Raw genomic sequence first — 19,046 nt, 5'->3', positions numbered from 1 at the left:
AAATTTGAAAGAAGGACACAATATATTGTTGCTAAACTTTTTATAAAAAACAGCTGTCGACTTTGTCGACAGCCTGAGACACCTTCAATCTTGAAGGTGTCTCTCACTTAATTCTATTGAATTTTATAATATCTCCGCTCAGGTCTTCCCACTACCCCGTATACGACTTCTGCTTTACATTTCTTTACTGATATCAAGTATTCCAGATAGCGTCTCGCGGTTGTCCTGGAAGCGCCGATTTGTCCGCTCACTTGCTCAGCCGACAAACCGATATCGCTTGCTTCAAGTACCTCGATCACTTTCGTCAAAGTGATTTCGTCGACCCCTTTCGGTAAAGCGGGCCCATCGTTCGTTTCCGAAGCGGCAGTTCCCTTTTTCAAAATGAGATCAACAAAATCCTGGTCTATTTCTTGTTTGGATTTCATCAGATGGGCTTTCTTAAGATACTCTTCGATTACTTGGTTGAAGCGCTTCATTTCAACTGGTTTTATTAAATAATTCTCTACTCCGTAGTGAAGCGACTTTTCAAGTTGTTCTTTATCCGTTGCCGCGGTAATCATGATGATATCCACATTCGGGAATTTCTGCCTTATATCCGGAAGAAGGTCTGTTCCAAGCTGATCTGGCATATATACATCAAGCAAAAGCAAATCAGGGCTTTTTTGCTCCAAAATCCGAAGCGTCTTTTTTGCATTGACAGCTTTTCCGACCACTTCTATTTCATCAAAGTTTTTCAAGAATTTTTCATGGATATCCGCTACTCGAAAATCATCTTCTGCGATGACTGCTCTTATCTTCAGCATTCTTTCCCTCCTCACTGTTCTTTAGGAAGATACACGGTGAATATGGTGTTTTCACCCTCGCTTTGAACTTCGATGATGCCGCCCAGCTCTTTTACGACACGATCAGCATTCGAAAGACCATACCCACTCGGACTTTCATTCTTTTTCGATGTGAAACCCCGATCGAAAATATGGGCGATAGCATCCTCCGGTATTCCTTTTCCGTTATCACTCACTTCAAATACCATATCATTTCCGATATCGGTGGCGAAAAATTTCACAAGTGGCTCCTCCATTCCTGAAACCGCTTCAAGTGCATTATCGACAATGTTCCCCAGAATCAATGTTAGTTGTGACAATTTTATATGATCCGGAAGTTTCTCTAGGTAACTTTGTGAGTCTATTTCAAAGATTATTTTCTTTTCCGATGCTTTCCCTATCTTTCCAAGCAACAGGGCTTGTACCTTTGTATCCTTTATCTGTTCGAACACGACACGGTTCAGGGAATGCAATTCGGAGGTTTCGCTTTGAATCATATCTATCGCTTCATCATATTCCCCTAATTGTATCAATCCTGATAGAACATATAGTTTATTGGTAAACTCATGGGTTTGAGCCCTTAAATCCTCTGAATGCATCTTCACTTCCGATAATGTGTTGACCATTTCCTCAATTTCCGTTCGATCACGGAACGAAGCGACAACACCGCTTACCCGTTCACAATCAAAGATTGGCGTACAATTCACAATAACGGATTTATCTTTCCATGAAATCTCCTTATCCACTTGCGGTTCACCGGACTTCAACACCTCGAATAAATATTTCGAAGGAAATAGGCCATCCACGTTCAAATGGCGTACGGACTCTTTAATATCCAGCAATTTTTTCGCCGGCTGATTCATCGATGTAATCAACCCTTTATGGTCAATGGCCAGAATCCCTTCTTTCACCGATTGAAGTACTGCATTTTTTTCTTTATATAAATTGGCGATTTCAAATGGTTCCAGCCCCAATGTATCTTTACGTATGCTCCTTGCAAGCATATAACTGCCAATGATCGATATCATGATGGCCACTAAAGATACAATCATCTCTTTGGACAAATCTTTGAAAATCTGGGCGCGGACATCTTCCACTAAAAAACCGACCGAGACGATACCAATTATTTTTCCATCCTTATTGAATACCGGTGACTTCCCCCGAATGGATAGACCAAGTGATCCTGCCGCTTCAGAAACATAATATTCACCATCCCGAATGGCCCTGCTATTATCTCCGCCTTCCATCCGCTTCCCAATTTCGGAAGCCAGCGGATGGGAATAACGAATGCCCTCTTTATTCCCGACAACGATGAACTCAGCCCCTGTTTCCCTGCGAATCTTTTCGGCAATCGGCTGGATTATGCCGGCGGGATCATCCGTTTCAAAGGCCTCTGTAACTGTAGGCATGAAGCTAATCGTCTTTGAAAGTTCCAACGCCAATTGACCTTTATCCTTCACTATTTGCCTTCCTTCCATATAGGAAAAAGAAGTCGTCAATAAGAGAATCAAAAACAGGCTCAACGATAAGACCAACCCGAGAATCTTGGTTTCCAGCGATACTTTTTTCCTCATATTCAACAGCATCCTCTTTTTTCATATTCATTCATTAAATTTTATAGGAGCATAATGATTTTACCATTTCTATTAAATATTGAACATTGTGATTACTAACCGTAGTTTGCGTTTATTTCATTATGTAAAAAGCGAAATAAATTTCTATGATCATCACCCTTTTGCTTATTTATGATTTTTTTGTTTATTTCTCAGTTTCCTATTAAAGAAAAAAAGTCACACGATCATGATGTGAGGATCAAGGAGCAGTTGTTTTACACCTTGTATCTCCTTTCCCTAGTGGGAGTGTTGACCGCTTAAGGGGGACGGATCAACGATAGGCTTTCTTTGGATAGTCCTGCTTCTGTCTTGCTACCATATCTTTTCTTATTGGAAGAAAGTAAAACAGTCTGAAACCTAAAATGCTCAAAGGAAACATCTCCTTTGAGCATTTTCAAAAACAGGTAAAAGAATTGATTTGTCTTGTATCAATGCCAAAAACCGTCCAGAACCTGCCGTTCCATCTTAAAGCCTGCAACAGATCGCGGACCGACAAAAATGGGATAATACCAGAAACTCGCACCATTATTTAGCCATATAAACGTATTCCTGAACAGACAAAAGGAAATGGCCCCTGGATCTACAGCAAATGTTGAAGCCGATTGTTGTTGAGGGATAAAGCTCGGTGGGGGAGCCGATGGTGCTTCCGAACCCGGCGGTGGTCCTGGAAATTGAGGCGAGGTTTATCTCCGAATTTAGAGATATATCGACGAAATCTGCAGTTTTATCTCCGAAAATTAAAATATATCGACGGAACCTGCAGGTTTATCTCCGAAAATTGAAATATATCGACGTAACTTACAGTTTTATCTCCGAAAATTGATATATCGACGAAATCCACAGTTTTATCTCCGAAAATTGAAATATATCGACGGAACCTGCAGTTTTATCTCCGAAAATTGGAATATATCGACGGAACCTACAGTTTTATCTCCGAAAGTAGAAATATATCGACGAAATCCACAGTTTTATCTCCAAAAATTGAAATATATCGACGAAATCTACAGTTTTATCTCTGAAAGTAGAAATATATCGACGGAACCTGCAGTTTTATCTCCGAAAGTAGAAATATATCGACGAAGCCTACAGTTTTATCTCCGAAAATTGAAATATATCGACGGAACTTGCAGTTTTATCTCCGAAAATTGAAATATATCGACGGAACCTGCAGTTTTATCTCCGAAAATTGAAATATATCGACGAAATCTACAGTTTTATCTCCGAATTTAGAGATATATCGACGAAATCCACAGTTTTATCTCCGAAAGTAGAAATATATCATCGGAACCTGCAGTTTTATCTCCGATGTTGAAATATATACTAATTCAATATAGCAATCTCCATAAATAGAAGGTCGCATAGGATTCCCAATCGGCCCATGCTTCCGATAGTTTCAGGATTTCCGCTTTCGTTGGTTTTGCTTCCGTTTCCATGACCAGTTTCATGGAATTATGCAGCCCGACGTCATCGATGGGAAAGGCTGCGGGAAAACGCAAACAGCGCATCAAGACATAGTTCGCTGTCCACGGACCGATACCCCGTATGTTGGTAAGCATTTTTTCAGCCTCCTTTACATCCTTTGCATTCAACAGCTTTTCTTTTGTAAGTTCCCCTTCTGCAATCAGTTGCGCAACACCTATTAAATATTCACACTTCTTCACCGTCATCCTCAAATCGGCAAAATCTTCGACCGTCAATTTCGCGATTACATCAGGCTTTGGAAACAGCCAATATTGCTTTCCTTCGAATTCAACAAAATCACCAAACCCCTCCACAAGCCTCCGTTTCAAGGTATAGGCATAAGTCAAGTTAATCTGCTGTCCAAGTATTCCCCAGGCAATCGCTTCAAATAAATCAGGGATGCCTATATTTCTTAAACCGAAGAATTGGCTTACCGGCTTTTGCAATAAAGGGTCATTTTGGGCCAGCTCATAAAAAGGAAGAAGATTCGTCTCAAGATCGAACCAGTGACGAACGTATTGGGAAACAGCATCCTTTACCTGATTATCCATCGGTGCTGTTCGTCCAGGAAACCGAACGGTCAGCTCCGTTTCATTCATCGCACTGATTTCTACTAAAAGTGTCTCGTTTTCGACAACAAGTGCACGATAAATTTTTTGATCAACAATTTCGAACAGACATTCATTGGAGGATCTTGATAAGTATTTAAGGTTTTCCGAAAAACTAAACTCTTTTGGTGCACGTATTCTCAATTCAGTCATGCCTTCGTCCATTGATAATGTCTCTTTCATTCTGCCCCTCCTTTAGCTTTATTGTAATGAAAAATGGATACGTTATCTTGCTCTTTTCTTTTTCATTCAACTCCCTTATTTTAACAGACCAATAGTCTTCTCCCCTAACTTTCCACTAATTGAATAATTACGTTATCTTGCTTTTATATTATCAAAATGTTTGTATATCAACCCTTTCTTGTATACTTAAAGAAGAGGTGAATGTGTTGAATCCGAAAAAAGCAGATTTCCCGAATGAATATTGGAAAGCCATTATTGATTGTGATGCAGCATATGATGATCATTTTTTATATGGGGTAAAAACGACAGGCATTTTTTGCAGGCCTTCCTGTAAATCCAGGGTGCCTAATAAGGAAAACGTGAAGATTTTCAAAAATGCCATGATGGCTTTGGAAGAAGATTTCCGCCCTTGTAAACGATGTAAACCGGAAGGACTGAATTTGCCGACAGAAGAATGGGTTGACCAAATAGCCGAATGGATCGACACACATTACAGAGAACCCCTCACATTGAACAGATTGGCGGATATTTCCCACGGCAGCCCCTATCATTTACAACGATCATTCAAGCGTGTGAAGGGGATATCGCCCACTGAATACATTCAACGGCTTCGCCTTGAAAAAGCAATGAGGCTCCTTGAAAATCCCGAACAGCCAATAACTGAAATAGGCTTGGCTGTCGGGTTCTCAAGCACACCCTATTTCCTGACGCTATTCAAAAGGAAAATGGGGAATACCCCTTCAGGATACCGGAAAGCTTATCTCAAGACTCAAGCGAAGGAGCGTGAACAAGATGAAGAATGTTAAAGAACAAACCATTGAATGGGCCATACTGCATTATGATAAGTGGCAATTATATATTGCCAAGACGGAAAAAGGACTTTGCTATGTAGGCTCTCCTGGTCAATCGTATGAAGAACTGAAGGCTTGGCTACAAAAACGCTTTCCAATGGCGAGCCTTGTTGAAAATGAAGAAGAGTTAACACCCTATCTACAAGAACTCCTAGAATATTTCGAAGGAACCAGGCAGACTTTCTCTCTTCCAGCAGATGTAAAAGGTACGCCCTTTCAACAAGAAATTTGGGCAGCGCTGAATCAAATACCCTATGGCAAAACCTGTTCCTATTCCGACATTGCCCAAGTCATCAAAAGACCTTCCGCTGTTCGGGCGGTCGGAACGGCCATTGGTGCCAATCCTGTTCTGATCACGGTGCCATGTCATCGGGTAATCGGGAAAAACGGGGCCATTACCGGTTACCGAGGGGGTACGGAGATGAAACAATATCTACTTGAATTGGAAGCACAAAAAAAGCGGTGATGAATGAATAAGGCGTGAGTTCAATCGGACCGCCAAAAAAAGCATCCTTTGTTTCTTAGTACCAGATGGTCACCGCTTTTTTATATGCATCACTATTAGGAATCGCATGTATCCCTTGGCCATGTGCTTTGCGCGGGTCCAAATCATATACCATTGGTGTATAGCAAGAGGTCTGCCCGATATTCACAACACCATTGCCCCCGGAACTGGCGCATGTATAGGCCTTACCATCAGTACTTCGGACGATCCTGGCATCCGCTTCATGGTTGTATACGGCGGGGCGTGTTACGGTCACTTTTGCCCAGGCGGTTTTACAGACAGTGCTGAATTTCAATTCTACGTACGAATTGGAATCGATCCATTTTTTATCCTTCGTTACCGCCGAACTTGCACAACTATCATAGTTAGGGCTTTTGCCATCATAAGTATGTGTTTCGGCCAGGGCCTGATTTTTCCCAAATCCAAAATCGACAAGAAACATCGACAAGGTCATCACCATGGATAAACCTATCATTTTAAGCCTTTTATTCAATTCATTCATCCTTCCTTTGCATAAAAATAGATGAAGGCTTTCCTTTTTCATTAATACCAGCCAGTTTCGCCTGCCGTATATGGCCAGTATGCAACTGCTTGAGCTTTTCGAGGATCTAAATCATATACCATAGGTGTATAGCATGTCGTTTGACCTTTATTTATTTCACCATTTCCTCCAGGAGATGCACAGCTAAATTGTTTATTATCAGTATTTCGGACAACCAATGCCGTTGCCTCCCCATCTGTTTTAGCCGGTCTGCTTAAAGTGATCTTTGCCCAAGCCGTTTTGCAAGTTGTGCTGAATTTCAACTCCAAATTGGCAGAAGCACCATTGGCATAAATTTTCACTGACTTCTTCGTGACTGCGCTATTTGCACAACTATTATAGTAAGGACTTTTTCCATCATAGGTGTGTGTTTCTGCTGATGCTTTGCTGGCAAAAAAATCAAGGGAGCCAAAAAGGACTAAAAAAGCTACAAAAAATGAAATACATAAAACCATTTTTTTCATTATTTCACTCATCCCCTTAACAAAATTTATACACTGTTCATCTTACAATTTTGTAATATTCTTACAAGTGATAAATTCCCTAGTTCATGAAAATTTACAGAAAACCTCCTTTAACTTGAACCCTGCCATCATTTATACGTCTGATATGTCTCCCTTTATCAACTGAATCACCACAGGACAAAGTCATTATGCCTATGAGCAATTCACGACAAATCCGGGAACAACTATGGACATATGAATGTCGCGTTTGAGACAAAACGGGCTAATAGGCTATAGTTGAACGGGGAAAAGACACAGGTCGATGTACTTAATGTTTTTTAAAATAGAGAAAAGCCCCAACAAAACTCGAATCATTTTGTCGGGGCTTTATTTTCATTTAGCAAGGCCAGAACCTGAGCCTTCGATAAGTTTTCTCTGATCAATCTAATGATGCTTTCATAATAGGAAAGATCATGCGGCACGAGCTCATCTCGTCCAACAAATCGATCGATCATAATCCTACGGCCTTCTTGATTCATTTCGAATCCCTTAATATTCACTTTGTCCTTCGCTTCGGTCCAAAGCTCTTCGAAGTCATTCAGTACTACCTTCACCATCCCGGAAACCTCTTCTGGCTGCAGGGTGAAATCATCGAAGCAATGTGCACTTTCATATAGAAAGACGTTTGCCAGTTCCTTGTCGATGAAATTTTCTTTCGTTTGATGGTATTCAATAATCCCTAATGGAACCAACTCGTCAAAGGAAACGTCAATGCCTATTTCTTCTTTAATCTCCCTGACTCCGTCGTATACCGATTCATGAGCCAGTAAATGACCGGCAGCTGTTATATCCAATAGATTCGGATAATCTTTTTTCATCGCACAACGACGCTGAAGATATAGGTAATCCACTCCTGCTTCCGAACTTGCAAACCAGCAATGGAAAACCTCATGCCAATGCCCCAATCTATGTACTTCCTCACGCGGAGCCACGCCGATTTGAATGTGATCGGAATCGAATACTTTCAACAACTCGGTTTCCATGGAGCTTCACTCCTAGCCTTTTTATAAAAAACTGCTTCACCCTTTTTCTTTTTTCCAATTTTTCGGGTTTAAATAACCTTTATATTTAGCAGCCACCTCTTTCCCAACCAAAAGCGCGCCCGCCCAAAACATGACTTCCGCAAAGACGATTGCACCTGTTATGACTCCCGCTTTAACGCCAGTCGAAAAAGGCGTAAAAGGAGCTATTACAGGAATGATCCAAGTGAGAAGGGAAATGATCAGGAATCCCATCCCTACTTTGTAAAACTTCGATTTCTTTATTTCCTTACTTTCTTTATCCAATTAAATAACCTCCGTCATGATGATTTTCATTTAATTCCCCCGCCGAACATTCCACTTTCAAATATACCATTGAATATATTCTTTTTTTTATACGTTTGAATGTTCATTTCGTTTCATAATATGAGATATAAAGAAATTTCAATTGAGGAAAGCTAGGGAGGGCATTGTCTATTAATGGATTGACTTTACCATTCTTAATGGATTTAATAATCTTATACATACTATTCTTATAACACTTGCATGCAGGAAAGGAAAAATCCAATGTACATTGAATTCATTGCCACAACCATAGAAGATGCCATATTAATCGAGAAATCGGGCGCAGACCGAATCGAGCTTGTCAGTGCTTTAGCCGAGGGGGGATTAACTCCCAGCCACGCCCTGATAGAAGCTGTCGTCAATTCGGTAAAGATACCAGTCAACGTTATGGTCAGGCCTCATAGCCAATCGTTTTGTTATACTCAAAATGATTTGGAAATCATGAAAAAAGATATCCAAATCATTCGATCACTGGGAGCGAACGGGGTCGTATTGGGTGCATTAAATGAAAAAAATGAAATCAATCGACCATACCTCGAAGAACTATTGACGGTATGTGAAGGTTTGGAGATTACATTCCACCGAGCCATCGATGACACAAACGACCCAGTCCTTTCAGCTGAAATGCTAGGACAATATCCAGGAATCACAACGATATTGACTTCCGGTGGACATGGGGATTTGCCCAGCCGCATGCAAACCATTCAACAAATCAAAAGAGTCTGCGGCGACATAGCGATATTGGTGGGAAGCGGCTTAAATAAGGATAATATCCTATCGATCCATTCCGAATTGCATACCGGTCACTATCATTTCGGTACGGCTGTTCGAAAAAATAACAGTATCATTGAAGGAGTCCAATTAGAAAAAGCTAAAGAAATCGTGAACATGCTAAAGAAATAATATCGGAAAGGGACCATTTCTTTGGTCCCTTCAGTTTATAGACAAAAGGGGTTCTATCTAAATTTAAATCAAAGTTGATGGAACGGAAGGTGTGAGACTCCTGCGGGAAAAGCGCGTCCAGGGGAGACCCCGCAGGCGCAAAGGCGCCGAGGGCGGACCGCCCGCGGAAAGCGAGTGCCAGGAGTGGAAATCAACGTTCAAATTTGTCTACAGTCTAAAGGGACCATTTCTTTGGTCCCTTTTATGATTCAGACATCTTTTTTTGTAAAAAGACTGAGTCCCAAAACCAAAAAATCAGTGCCGCAGAAAGGCTTATTGCATAGTAATTCTTTGTAGTTAAAACTTCCATACTGATGTCAAAATTAAGCACCGAAATATAAATGCATACAGCCAGCAAAGAGAAAAAAATATAAAGGCAAAAATAAAGTAAACTGAATTTTTTAGGATGTTTATTGAAAAGGACCTGTACCGGAACAGCAAATAATAAATAAGGAATAACCACATAAAAAGAAAACACGATAATACCAAGTACCCCCCAGGAACCCCCGCTAAAAATAACCAACACCGTGGAAAGCGATAGACAGGAGGAGACTAGACTAAAAAAATAAGAAGGAATCACATCGCTTAGCTCCGATACCTTTTGACTCATTTTCCAAAGTTCCATTTTAACCAACACCTCGCTATAAGCAGGCGGACAACGCAGCCTACAATAATACAATGGGAATTTTTACATAATCATTATACTATATAAAATGGAGGTGTTTTTATTTTGGAGCTATATATCGAATTATTCATTTTTCTGGCCATCATCTTTTTAATAGTGATTTCCAATCGATTCTTACCTTGGTGGGTAAAAGCCGCCATTGCCGTTTATTACTCTGTCATTTCCTATCTCTTCATTACCACTAAAAATAAAATTGATAAACAGTACGAGAATATCACTCCTGTACCTGACGCTTACTGGGATAAAAATTCAGCGTGGGTTGACACTATGACTGGTTATTATTTATGGTCCTTTTTAATAATACTCCTGTTCATCTATTTTAAATGGTTCACAAGTGTGAAAAGTAAGGAAGCGAAGGGATGGGTGATCGTTAGTTTCATTCCATCATTGGCCCTTTTTTTACTATTCATTTTCATATTCAGTTTTTCATACGGGTACAGGCCATAGGGGTTGGATATTGCCTGACTCAAAATTAGAAGGTTACCGCAGCAACCTTCCATCTTGAAATTTCTTAGTCTTGAGACTTAATTTTTGTTAGCGTCAGCAAAGTGCCCCATCGCATCACACATGAATTTTGCTAAACCATCACCATATTGGTCGATATTTTTGGTGAAGCGTTGATCATCCACGTACATTTGTCCTAATCCTTTGAAAGCTTCCGGTGAGTATGTTCCGAAGTTATTGTTCAAACAGTCATACCATTCTTTAATTGCTTTTTGTGCCTCCTCCGACTCGGGCGAGGCAGTACGGATTGACGCAAGGTTTATATAAATATCCGATACAATTTTCTGTGCATCTTTGGACATACCCGCCACTTTAGCCTTCGACTCATCGACAGCTTTATCCCCCCAACGCTCTCGGGCTTCTTCTTCATAAGGATTCTGACTGAAGTCAAACCCTTCAAATTTTTCTTTATCCGTCATTTGAATTTCCCCTTTCATATGCTTAATCGATTTATCGACCGTGTTAATTAATTTATCGAGTTGACTGCGTTTCTCCAGTAACATTTTTTGATGCTGCCTTAACGCTTCTTGTTTATCAAACGAAGTACTGCTTATCATTTGTTTAATTTCCTTTAAAGGCATGTCGAGTTCCCTGAAAAACAGGATTTGCTGCAACATCTCAAGATTTTCATTCGAATAAAGGCGATAACCGGAATCGGTTGTCTCCTCTGGCGATAATAACCCGATCTCATCATAATAATGCAGTGTCCGCACACTAATGCCAACTAAACCGGCTAGTTCTTTCACTTTCATTGCCACTGCTTCCTACCTCCTTTCGATATCATTTACTGTAAGGTATTACGCAACGTGAGAGTCAAATAGAAAAATGAAAATTTTCTACATAACTTGAAAAGACGATCCTTCCTAATGAAGAATCGCATGATAGTCAGAGTTCACACTTTAAAATTCCCTTTTTACTCGTGAGTTTGGGCCTTTTACTCGTGAGTTTGATGCTTTCACTCTTGAATTGGGCTTTACTCGTGAGTTTCGGCCTTTTACTCGTGAGTTTGAGCCATTTACTCGTGAATTTGACGCTTTTACTCGTGAGTTTTGGCCTTTTACTCGTGAGTTGGGCTTTACTCGTGAGTTTTGGCCTTTTACTCGTGAATTTCGACCTTTTACTCGTGAATTTGGGCATTTTACTCGTGAGTTTTGACGCTTTTACTCGTGAGTTTTGGCCTTTTACTCGTGAATTTTCGCATTTTACTCGTGAATTTGGGCCTTTTACTCGTGAATTTGGGCCTTTTACTCGTGAGTTTGGCTTTACTCGTGAGTTTGACGCTTTTACTCGTGAATTTGACGCTTTCACTCGTGAGTTCGGTCTTTACTCGTGAGTTTCGGCCATTTACTCGTGAGTTTCGGCCTTTTACTCGTGAGTTTTGGCCTTTTACTCGTGAATTTACGCATTTTACTCGTGAGTTTCGACCTTTTACTCGTGAATTTTCGCATTTTACTCGTGAATGAAGCATTTGCTCTGTATGAAAGTTAGCTCCGATCTTAGCTACACTTTTTTTCTCCAATGATCGGGAATGCTTAAAGAAGGCGGTAATTTTGTATGCATATCGCCTTTGGCCGAGTTAACTTGTGCTTGTGTGATAAAGAAACTTCCGGTGAGATCGGCACCGCTTAAATCAGCGTCCCTAAAGTCGGCGCCGATAAGGTCAGTCACTCTCATGTCAGCTTCCCTGAGGTCAGATGCAATAAACAAAGCTCCTCTTAAGTTCGCTCCCCTAAGATCAGCACCTCTCAACTTTGCACCGATAAGGTCGCTCCCCCTGCCTATTTTGTACTGTTTTTTTTGATTTTTCTTAAATGAAACCTTTGCACGTACCAGTTCACTTGTGCGCAGAAGTAAATCATTAACGGTCGCTCTATGGGCTGGTACATTTAGTTCCAATAGAAACTTTGGACTTTGCTTAGTATGATATTCCATGTCTTCAAAAGCAGCCTGCAAATCCCGATGAAGTGGTTTCGCATCTTCTAAATTCAGTGCTTCATTTAAGTAGCAAAGCATTTCATGAAGTTGTTGCATAATAGGAAATACATCAAACATTTCCTTTGCTGACGCTGGGTTGTCTCTCCAATCGTTTCCATCATAAGTGATTTGGGATACCTTTTGACCGGCACCAAAGCATTCATATACCGTGCAGCCCCTAAATCCTTTTGCTCTGAGATTTTCATGGATGCCGCAACGATAATCTGATTGCAGGTTTGAACATGGTGTACCTCCATCTTTATCAAATGCAAAATCAGCAGATTTTGCATAAGGCAAAGCTACACAGCACAAACCAAAACAATACTCACAGTCTGCACGCAAATTATTAAGAATACTATCGTCATTCGTTAATTGACTGAACAATACTTACACCTTCCTTTAAAAACTGGCTCTGCCTTTCTAAAACCAATCGTTTCATACTAGTAGATTTTTTTCTTCTATAAGATAGACTTTAGTTTTTCCCATTCTTCAAGTGAAAGTTTTTCGGTCATATGCTTATATGCATCAGGGACTTTTACCAAACACATAAGTTCCAGACTATTGCCATCAGGATCAGTAAAATAGACGGAAGCGTTTCCTTGGTTCGGACGCACAAAAGGTTCAATGGTTGTCCTTTTACCAAAAGGGACGACTTCAATTTTTAGAGATTGAAGCCAAGTTAACGAACTTTTCATATTTTCATAAGATACCCGAAAGGCGATATGCCTTAGTGAAGGGTGGTATGGAGTTTGATATTCTTTCCCTTCCCATAGGCCGACCCAGCTTTTGTTTTCCTCTATCCAAAAGAAGGCAGTATCTTCATCCCTCCAAGCTAGTTTCAAGCCTATTTTCTTATAAAAATCGATTGAGATGGCCAGGTTCTTAACGGGTAAATGGGCTTCATATAAACCTTCTATCATATTACATTCTCCTTTCTCCTTTTAAGTAATGAACCCTTTTGCCGGGAAAATATCTCGCGATTATTTCTTCATTGCTGCTTCAGCTCTTAAATCCTTTGCTATTGTCAAGCGGTCAATCCTCGCTTGCCCTTCGGTACTTCACGATACCTCCCCACCTTTTCACAATTTTTATTCCTGGGAATGCGGTCAATGAATAGAGGAATGTGGATTTATAGGTTCTTACTAAAATGGTAGAATGTTACCTTTTGACCGGTATCCGCATTATTTTCCGTATTAATCGAAATCCTTTCAAAACCGTTTTTCACTAAAACCTTTTGAGAAGCCATATTGCTGCTTGTCGTTTTGGCATGTATTTGAGTCACATTCAATTCCGGCGCAAGATTAACCAAAAGCTTTAAAGCTTCGTTCGCTATCCCTTTTTGCGTAAACGCTTCACCAATTCTATATCCGACATGTGCCGTACCATTAATGGGGTCGATATCCACAAGATTAATCCTGCCGACGATTATGCCTGAACCATCCTTAATCAGATAAAAAGAGGAGATAGCATCTTCTTGTTCTTTTAATAATTCCTTATGCCTAATCTCAAACGTTCCAAAGCTATAATAATCATCTCCCCGGCTTTGGACCGTATGCTCGAAAAACCTTCTATTATTGCATTCAAATGCAAATAACTCTTGTGCATCCTGTTCATTAAGCCTATCAATGTATATATCCTTCATTCCTTCATCCCTTTCCAAAAACGCTAAGCATTACCTATCATTCAAGAAAACCAAGGGCTTATCCTTCCTGATAAATGGATAAAGATTTTTTTCATTCAACAGTTTTTAGCAGGAAGCATGTGCCTTTAGTAAAGAATCTATTTTTGATCGTTTAATGCTGTCATTTGGATAACACTGTCACATACTGACAAATCGTGATACCCTCAATACCATATCATTCCAAATACTATGAACCCATCATACCAACTAATTTCTATAAAACTCCACAAATAGTTGAGAATAAATCTTTTTACATACGTTGTATAAGTTGTAAAAGCTTTTACAAAAAAACGAGGGGAATCATGATCATGAAGTCTACTGAAGGAAATTTTATCGAGCGGCTGCAACGCCAAGAAGAGGATGCATTGGAATTTGTAGTGGATACCTATTTGCCACTAATCAAGGGGGTCGCATATAAGGTTCTCTCACCACTCAAGAACGACGGTGTTCTGGAGGAATGCATCAATGATATTTTTCTCTCAATCTGGAACAATTCGAAAAAGTTCCATGGGGATAAAACAGATTTCAGAAAATGGATTTGTGCGATCGCTAAGTTTAAAGCGATTGATTACTACAGAAAAGCCATGAAGAAAATGGAGCTTACGTCAGGTTACACAGAAGTAGATTCAGAAAAATCTGTAGAAGATGAACTGATTATATTGGAAGACAGAAAAGAACTGCTTCAGTTAATCAATCTCTTAGAACCTGTTGATCGGGATATTTTTATCATGAAGTACTTTCTAGGTTTGAAAAATGAGGATATATCGATAAAACTCGGGTTGACCAAAGCATCAATAGACAATCGTATTTATAGAGGGAAAAAGAAGCTAAGTCAAAAAGCTACGAATCTTAAGTTAGGAGGCAGCGTCGTATGAAGGATATTTATGAATTATTAAATGATATGGACATAGACGAAACTGAATTTAAGGAAATGGAAGTCACCGAACTAGAAAAAGCCAAAATCAAAAGATCACTCAAAAAATCAATAAGCAAGAAGAAAAAAATGAAGCGTTGGCAGAAGAATGTGCTGGCTGCTTCCATTATATTCGGATTATCCACCGCAACGATAGGATTCTCGTTTACCGCTTCTGCTAAAAGCATTCCTTTAATAGGAGATATTTTCAGCTTTTTAGGTAATGGAAAAACGGGTCTCTATGATGATATCAAGAATACTGGAAAGGGTCTTTACGGTGATTATAAGGCCTACTCCAACGAAATTGGCCTTACCGAAGAAAGCAATGGCCTTACTTTCACGATAAATGACGCCATTTATGACGGTAAAACGGTAACCATCACTTATACTATTGAAAGCGAAGAAGATTTGGGGGATGGATCATTCTATATTCCCGGCCCGAATATAAAAGAAATGAAAGCCCAAGCAGGATCGGATGGAGTTACAAAAGTAGCTGATAAAAAATATGTAGGCTTATTAACGGCTAGTAATTTAGAAGATCTTAAAGAAGATAAGGTAAATATAGACTGGGATATAAACAGCATTAGTATTACTGACGAGCATAAAGAGATAAAAGGAAATTGGAACTTTGCCTTCTCTTTAGAGGCAACCGAAAGCAACGAGAAGGTCATCAATAAAAGTGTAGATCAATATGGAGTAAAGGTTTCCGTTGAAAAAATCGCGATATCACCGATGTCATTTGTCGTTCACTACAATCAAGAAGTTTCCGACTTGGTTAAAAACAAGTGGGATGACGTCTATGTTGAATTGACCATTAAAGATGACTTAGGAAATGTTTACTCTGGTCAAGGCAACGGAGGAATGGGTTTGGGTTCTTATAATATGAGCTGGAGTAAAACCTTCCAAAAAATTGATCAGAATGCTACGAAACTGATTGCAACTCCTCATTTGTCGTTACGGAATTTCACCTCAGAGAATCATGGGGAAGTAACCATAACGGAAGATGGTAAAGAAAAGGTGTCATCCTTCCCATCAAAACCAAAAAATGCTCCCAAAGAGTTGGTATTGGACGATATCATGATTGATTTGAAGAAATAACTGTTCTATTCACGAGAGGTATACAGAAATCCTGATCCGAGAGCGGAAAGGGTTCATGTATGCCTCCTTTTTATTGTTCCTTCTAATCCAGTTCGTGAATATGGATATATACATGAATCCCTTCAAAAGTCAAAAATAAATTATTTTCTTCTGGTAAAAAATCAACGGATGATGTATCATTGTCTTCAGATATTCATTATTCTTATTTGGTTAATCGGAATTAGGAGGAATAGATATGATTGGATATGTGTTTTTAAATCTTGCCATAATGCTCGTTCTTTTAGGCGTTTTATTTTACATGAATAAGAAACATATTTCTTTTACAAAAAGGGTCTTTACTGGACTTGGTTTTGGGATCGTATTCGGACTTCTTTTGCAGTATTTCTATGAACCTCAGTCAGAAGCGATCATTAAATCGGTCGATTGGTTTAACATTGTAGGTTCCGGCTATGTCAAGTTCCTGCAAATGATCGTCATGCCGCTTGTCTTCATTTCGATCTTATCCGCATTTACAAGATTGAAACTAACTAGTAATATCGGAAAAATCAGTGTCCTGATCATCGGAATCCTGCTTGGAACGACTGCGATTGCAGCAGCCGTGGGGATCACCTCTGCAACTGTATTCAATTTGGAAGCCGTTCAAATTGAGCAGGGGGAAGCAGAGTTAAGCCGTGGTGATCAAATATCGGAAACATACGGTACGATTCAGGATAAAACGATGCCGCAGCAAATCCTTGAATTGATTCCGTCTAATCCGTTCCTTGATTTAACGGGAGCACGTCCGACTTCAACCATTTCCGTTGTAATTTTTGCTGCATTTCTTGGAATTGCCTATTTAGGAGTCAAAAGGAAGCAGCCTGATCAAGCTGAATTTTTTGCTAAAATAGTAGATACATTGCACAGCATCATCATGCGCGTAGTCACATTGATCCTGCGTTTAACACCATACGGAATCTTGGCGATCATGACGAAGACGGTAGCTACGAGTGATCTGGATGCCATCCTGAAGTTGGGGAAATTCGTGGGGGCCTCTTATGTCGCCCTGATTGTCATGTTCCTCATTCATTTGTTATTGCTGACGCTTGCAGGATTGAATCCAATGGTATACTTGAGAAAAGCTTTCCCGGTATTATCGTTTGCCTTCACGTCAAGAACAAGTGCAGGAGCACTCCCATTGAACATCCAAACACAGAAACAACTAGGGGTTTCCGAAGGAATTGCCAACTTTGCCGGATCCTTCGGCTTATCGATCGGTCAAAATGGCTGTGCCGGCATCTATCCGGCCATGTTAGCGGTCATGATCGCTCCAACGGTGGGAATCGACCCACTAACGCCTTCCTTTATAGCCATGTTGATTGCCATCGTGGCCATTAGCTCTTTCGGGGTTGCAGGTGTAGGCGGAGGAGCAACCTTCGCTGCCATTCTAGTATTATCTGCAATGAACTTGCCAATCGCCTTGGCTGGACTTTTGATTTCCGTCGAGCCATTGATCGATATGGGAAGAACGGCTGTGAATGTCAGTGGAAGCATGACTTCCGGTATTCTGACTAGTAAAATAACAGGCGACCTGGATAAGGAACAGTTCAGCGAAGAATCATCTTTGAAAATAGAAGCTGAAATGTAAAAGAAAAAAGCATCGGACTGCCTGTCATAGGAAGTCTGGTGCTTTTTTTGTATAGGTTAATGAACCTGTATAAAAATCACTTCAACTGCTTTTGGTTTTCCTGATCGTATATCCACAATAAAGAAGGATACCCAGCATCGTTATCAAACTGCTCAGTATCAAATTAACGTTCCCTTGGTAATGGGTCTGTTTCAATAAAACTTCAGGTGCATAAAGGAGTATCGGAATGATGATGGAAACCCAGGATTTGCTCCATAAGGATATGAGGATGAATATTGAAATGGCTAGTATAACAGCAATAATATTACCTGTGTTATCAAGTTTTATAAAAGTTGTACTATAAATGCCACTAAAAATAATTAAACCTGCAAATAACGCAATCGAGATTATGCCTAGTCCATATAGGAGTACACCTTGCTTTACCTTGGATAATTTATGACTAGCCATATACCTAAAACACATCATATAAATGAATACCGAAAGTATGCCAGCAAAAGGATAACCAATGATTTCCCACATTGAAAATTCAATACCACCATTTATAGCTTTTGCAATAATCCAATAGGAAAATGCCCCGATTAAAATCATCACTATATATTTCAGCCATCCCATAAAATCAACAGACATTTCATCAGAAAGTTGCTCCATATATTCTTTTGGACTTCTGCCTACGATATGTTCCACGCTTTTTTTATTCCTTTCAGCTTCAAGAAGATGGACCTCTAACTCTTCGATGATATCCTCGATTTCAGCCGTTTTCTTTCCACTTGAAAAAAGGTATAATCTGAGGTTTTCTAAAAAGTTTTGACTTTCCTTGGATAACGCTTTGTTAACATCAAGCACCTTTACATTCCCCCTTTGTTTTTCACTATTTTATTTACATTTGAACTTAGCTTATTCCAGCGGTCAATGAAGACTTCCAGTTCGCTTTCGCCTTTTTCAGATAAAGAGTAATACTTCCGACTAGGACCTGCTGTAGATTTCTTTAAAGTCGTAATTACTAACTTTTCCTTCTGCATGCGTATTAATAATGGATAAATGGTACCTTCACTTAAAGAATCAAATCCATATCCCCCAAGCTTTTCGGCTAATTCATACCCGTAAACCTCCCCCTCTTTAATGATTGCTAACAGACAACCTTCCAATATCCCTTTAAGCATTTGAGTTGATGTCATGGATATTAAATCACCTCCCCCTTTGTCTTGTATAACAAG

At 39.8% G+C, this 19,046-nt stretch carries 22 protein-coding genes and 1 pseudogene; 8 read left to right on the top strand and 15 right to left on the bottom strand.

The window, feature by feature from the left end; genetic code table 11:
* Positions 1-113 precede the first annotated feature (113 nt).
* From N9I19_RS18500 to N9I19_RS18485, 4 genes and pseudogenes are all read right to left on the bottom strand, one after another.
* Positions 114-803, bottom strand: a complete 690-nt coding sequence (locus N9I19_RS18500) for a response regulator (RefSeq protein ID WP_317778627.1) — start codon at positions 801-803, stop codon at positions 114-116.
* A gap of 11 nt (positions 804-814) precedes the next feature.
* Positions 815-2,395 carry a sensor histidine kinase gene (locus tag N9I19_RS18495; RefSeq protein WP_317778626.1) on the bottom strand — a complete coding sequence of 527 codons (1,581 nt, stop codon included), beginning with the start codon at positions 2,393-2,395 and terminating at the stop codon, positions 815-817.
* Positions 2,396-2,828: 433 nt separating this feature from the next.
* Positions 2,829-3,111 (bottom strand): annotated as a pseudogene (locus tag N9I19_RS18490) (collagen-like protein); the annotation flags it as partial.
* Between the two features lie 648 nt (positions 3,112-3,759).
* Entirely contained in the window at positions 3,760-4,668 is a 909-nt protein-coding gene (locus N9I19_RS18485; protein WP_317778629.1) for a DNA-3-methyladenine glycosylase family protein, read from the bottom strand.
* Between the two features lie 224 nt (positions 4,669-4,892).
* On the opposite strand from N9I19_RS18485, the gene N9I19_RS18480 reads away from it, so the two are divergent.
* Positions 4,893-5,492 (top strand): bifunctional transcriptional activator/DNA repair enzyme AdaA, encoded by a 600-nt coding sequence (locus tag N9I19_RS18480; protein WP_317778625.1) that lies wholly within the window; start codon positions 4,893-4,895, stop codon positions 5,490-5,492.
* Positions 5,479-6,003, top strand: coding sequence for a methylated-DNA--[protein]-cysteine S-methyltransferase (locus N9I19_RS18475; protein ID WP_089363801.1), 525 nt, complete (start codon positions 5,479-5,481; stop codon positions 6,001-6,003). Before N9I19_RS18480 ends, N9I19_RS18475 begins: the two co-directional genes overlap by 14 nt.
* Positions 6,004-6,058: 55 nt before the next feature.
* Here the strand turns inward: N9I19_RS18475 and N9I19_RS18470 are convergent, their stop codons facing one another.
* The 4 genes from N9I19_RS18470 to N9I19_RS18455 all read right to left on the bottom strand — a co-directional run bounded on the left by N9I19_RS18470 (position 6,059) and on the right by N9I19_RS18455 (position 8,372).
* A complete protein-coding gene (locus tag N9I19_RS18470) occupies positions 6,059-6,502 on the bottom strand; it encodes a DUF2690 domain-containing protein (RefSeq protein WP_317778628.1) in 444 nt (147 codons plus the stop codon).
* Positions 6,503-6,585: 83 nt separating this feature from the next.
* Positions 6,586-7,047 (bottom strand): YjfA family protein, encoded by a 462-nt coding sequence (locus tag N9I19_RS18465; RefSeq protein ID WP_411730524.1) that lies wholly within the window; start codon positions 7,045-7,047, stop codon positions 6,586-6,588.
* A gap of 350 nt (positions 7,048-7,397) precedes the next feature.
* Entirely contained in the window at positions 7,398-8,069 is a 672-nt protein-coding gene (locus N9I19_RS18460; protein WP_317778624.1) for an NUDIX hydrolase, read from the bottom strand.
* A 36-nt stretch (positions 8,070-8,105) separates the two neighbouring features.
* Positions 8,106-8,372, bottom strand: coding sequence for a transporter suffix domain-containing protein (locus tag N9I19_RS18455; RefSeq protein ID WP_250211696.1), 267 nt, complete (start codon positions 8,370-8,372; stop codon positions 8,106-8,108).
* Positions 8,373-8,633: 261 nt separating this feature from the next.
* On the opposite strand from N9I19_RS18455, the gene N9I19_RS18450 reads away from it, so the two are divergent.
* A complete protein-coding gene (locus N9I19_RS18450) occupies positions 8,634-9,314 on the top strand; it encodes a copper homeostasis protein CutC (protein ID WP_317778623.1) in 681 nt (226 codons plus the stop codon).
* Between the two features lie 241 nt (positions 9,315-9,555).
* Here the strand turns inward: N9I19_RS18450 and N9I19_RS18445 are convergent, their stop codons facing one another.
* On the bottom strand, positions 9,556-9,978 hold the full coding sequence (locus N9I19_RS18445; RefSeq protein ID WP_317778622.1) for a UPF0715 family protein: 423 nt from the start codon (positions 9,976-9,978) through the stop codon (positions 9,556-9,558).
* 105 nt (positions 9,979-10,083) lie between these two features.
* On the opposite strand from N9I19_RS18445, the gene N9I19_RS18440 reads away from it, so the two are divergent.
* A complete protein-coding gene (locus N9I19_RS18440) occupies positions 10,084-10,485 on the top strand; it encodes a hypothetical protein (protein ID WP_125160307.1) in 402 nt (133 codons plus the stop codon).
* 77 nt (positions 10,486-10,562) lie between these two features.
* Here the strand turns inward: N9I19_RS18440 and N9I19_RS18435 are convergent, their stop codons facing one another.
* Positions 10,563-11,300 (bottom strand): MerR family transcriptional regulator, encoded by a 738-nt coding sequence (locus tag N9I19_RS18435; RefSeq protein ID WP_317778621.1) that lies wholly within the window; start codon positions 11,298-11,300, stop codon positions 10,563-10,565.
* A gap of 182 nt (positions 11,301-11,482) precedes the next feature.
* Here N9I19_RS18435 and N9I19_RS18430 point away from each other — a divergent pair, with 182 nt between their 5' ends.
* Positions 11,483-11,875 (top strand): hypothetical protein, encoded by a 393-nt coding sequence (locus tag N9I19_RS18430; RefSeq protein WP_317778620.1) that lies wholly within the window; start codon positions 11,483-11,485, stop codon positions 11,873-11,875.
* A 167-nt stretch (positions 11,876-12,042) separates the two neighbouring features.
* Here N9I19_RS18430 and N9I19_RS18425 read toward each other — a convergent pair whose 3' ends face one another.
* From N9I19_RS18425 to N9I19_RS18415, 3 genes are all read right to left on the bottom strand, one after another.
* Positions 12,043-12,900 carry a pentapeptide repeat-containing protein gene (locus N9I19_RS18425; RefSeq protein WP_317778619.1) on the bottom strand — a complete coding sequence of 286 codons (858 nt, stop codon included), beginning with the start codon at positions 12,898-12,900 and terminating at the stop codon, positions 12,043-12,045.
* A 74-nt stretch (positions 12,901-12,974) separates the two neighbouring features.
* Complete coding sequence (locus N9I19_RS18420) at positions 12,975-13,436, bottom strand: VOC family protein (RefSeq protein WP_284469906.1); 462 nt, start codon at positions 13,434-13,436, stop codon at positions 12,975-12,977.
* A 209-nt stretch (positions 13,437-13,645) separates the two neighbouring features.
* On the bottom strand, positions 13,646-14,158 hold the full coding sequence (locus N9I19_RS18415; protein ID WP_230302387.1) for a GNAT family N-acetyltransferase: 513 nt from the start codon (positions 14,156-14,158) through the stop codon (positions 13,646-13,648).
* A gap of 347 nt (positions 14,159-14,505) precedes the next feature.
* Between N9I19_RS18415 and N9I19_RS18410 the strand changes: the two genes are divergently transcribed.
* The 3 genes from N9I19_RS18410 (at position 14,506) to N9I19_RS18400 (ending at position 17,832) form a co-directional block, all read left to right on the top strand.
* Positions 14,506-15,072: a sigma-70 family RNA polymerase sigma factor gene (locus N9I19_RS18410; protein ID WP_317778618.1), complete on the top strand. Its 567-nt coding sequence runs from the start codon at positions 14,506-14,508 to the stop codon at positions 15,070-15,072.
* Positions 15,069-16,208, top strand: a complete 1,140-nt coding sequence (locus tag N9I19_RS18405) for a DUF4179 domain-containing protein (protein WP_317778617.1) — start codon at positions 15,069-15,071, stop codon at positions 16,206-16,208. Before N9I19_RS18410 ends, N9I19_RS18405 begins: the two co-directional genes overlap by 4 nt.
* Positions 16,209-16,443: 235 nt before the next feature.
* Complete coding sequence (locus N9I19_RS18400) at positions 16,444-17,832, top strand: L-cystine transporter (protein ID WP_089363814.1); 1,389 nt, start codon at positions 16,444-16,446, stop codon at positions 17,830-17,832.
* Positions 17,833-17,913: 81 nt separating this feature from the next.
* Here N9I19_RS18400 and N9I19_RS18395 read toward each other — a convergent pair whose 3' ends face one another.
* Complete coding sequence (locus N9I19_RS18395) at positions 17,914-18,675, bottom strand: HAAS domain-containing protein (RefSeq protein WP_317778616.1); 762 nt, start codon at positions 18,673-18,675, stop codon at positions 17,914-17,916.
* Positions 18,676-18,677: 2 nt separating this feature from the next.
* A complete protein-coding gene (locus tag N9I19_RS18390; RefSeq protein ID WP_061464555.1) occupies positions 18,678-19,007 on the bottom strand; it encodes a PadR family transcriptional regulator in 330 nt (109 codons plus the stop codon).
* Between the last annotated feature and the right edge of the window lie 39 nt (positions 19,008-19,046).

The sequence above is a fragment of the Peribacillus sp. CSMR9 genome (assembly GCF_033141925.1).
GTDB lineage: Bacteria > Bacillota > Bacilli > Bacillales > DSM-1321 > Peribacillus > Peribacillus simplex_A.
Note: the sequence above shows the minus strand (reverse complement) of the source record. Positions and strands in the feature narration are given on the sequence as shown.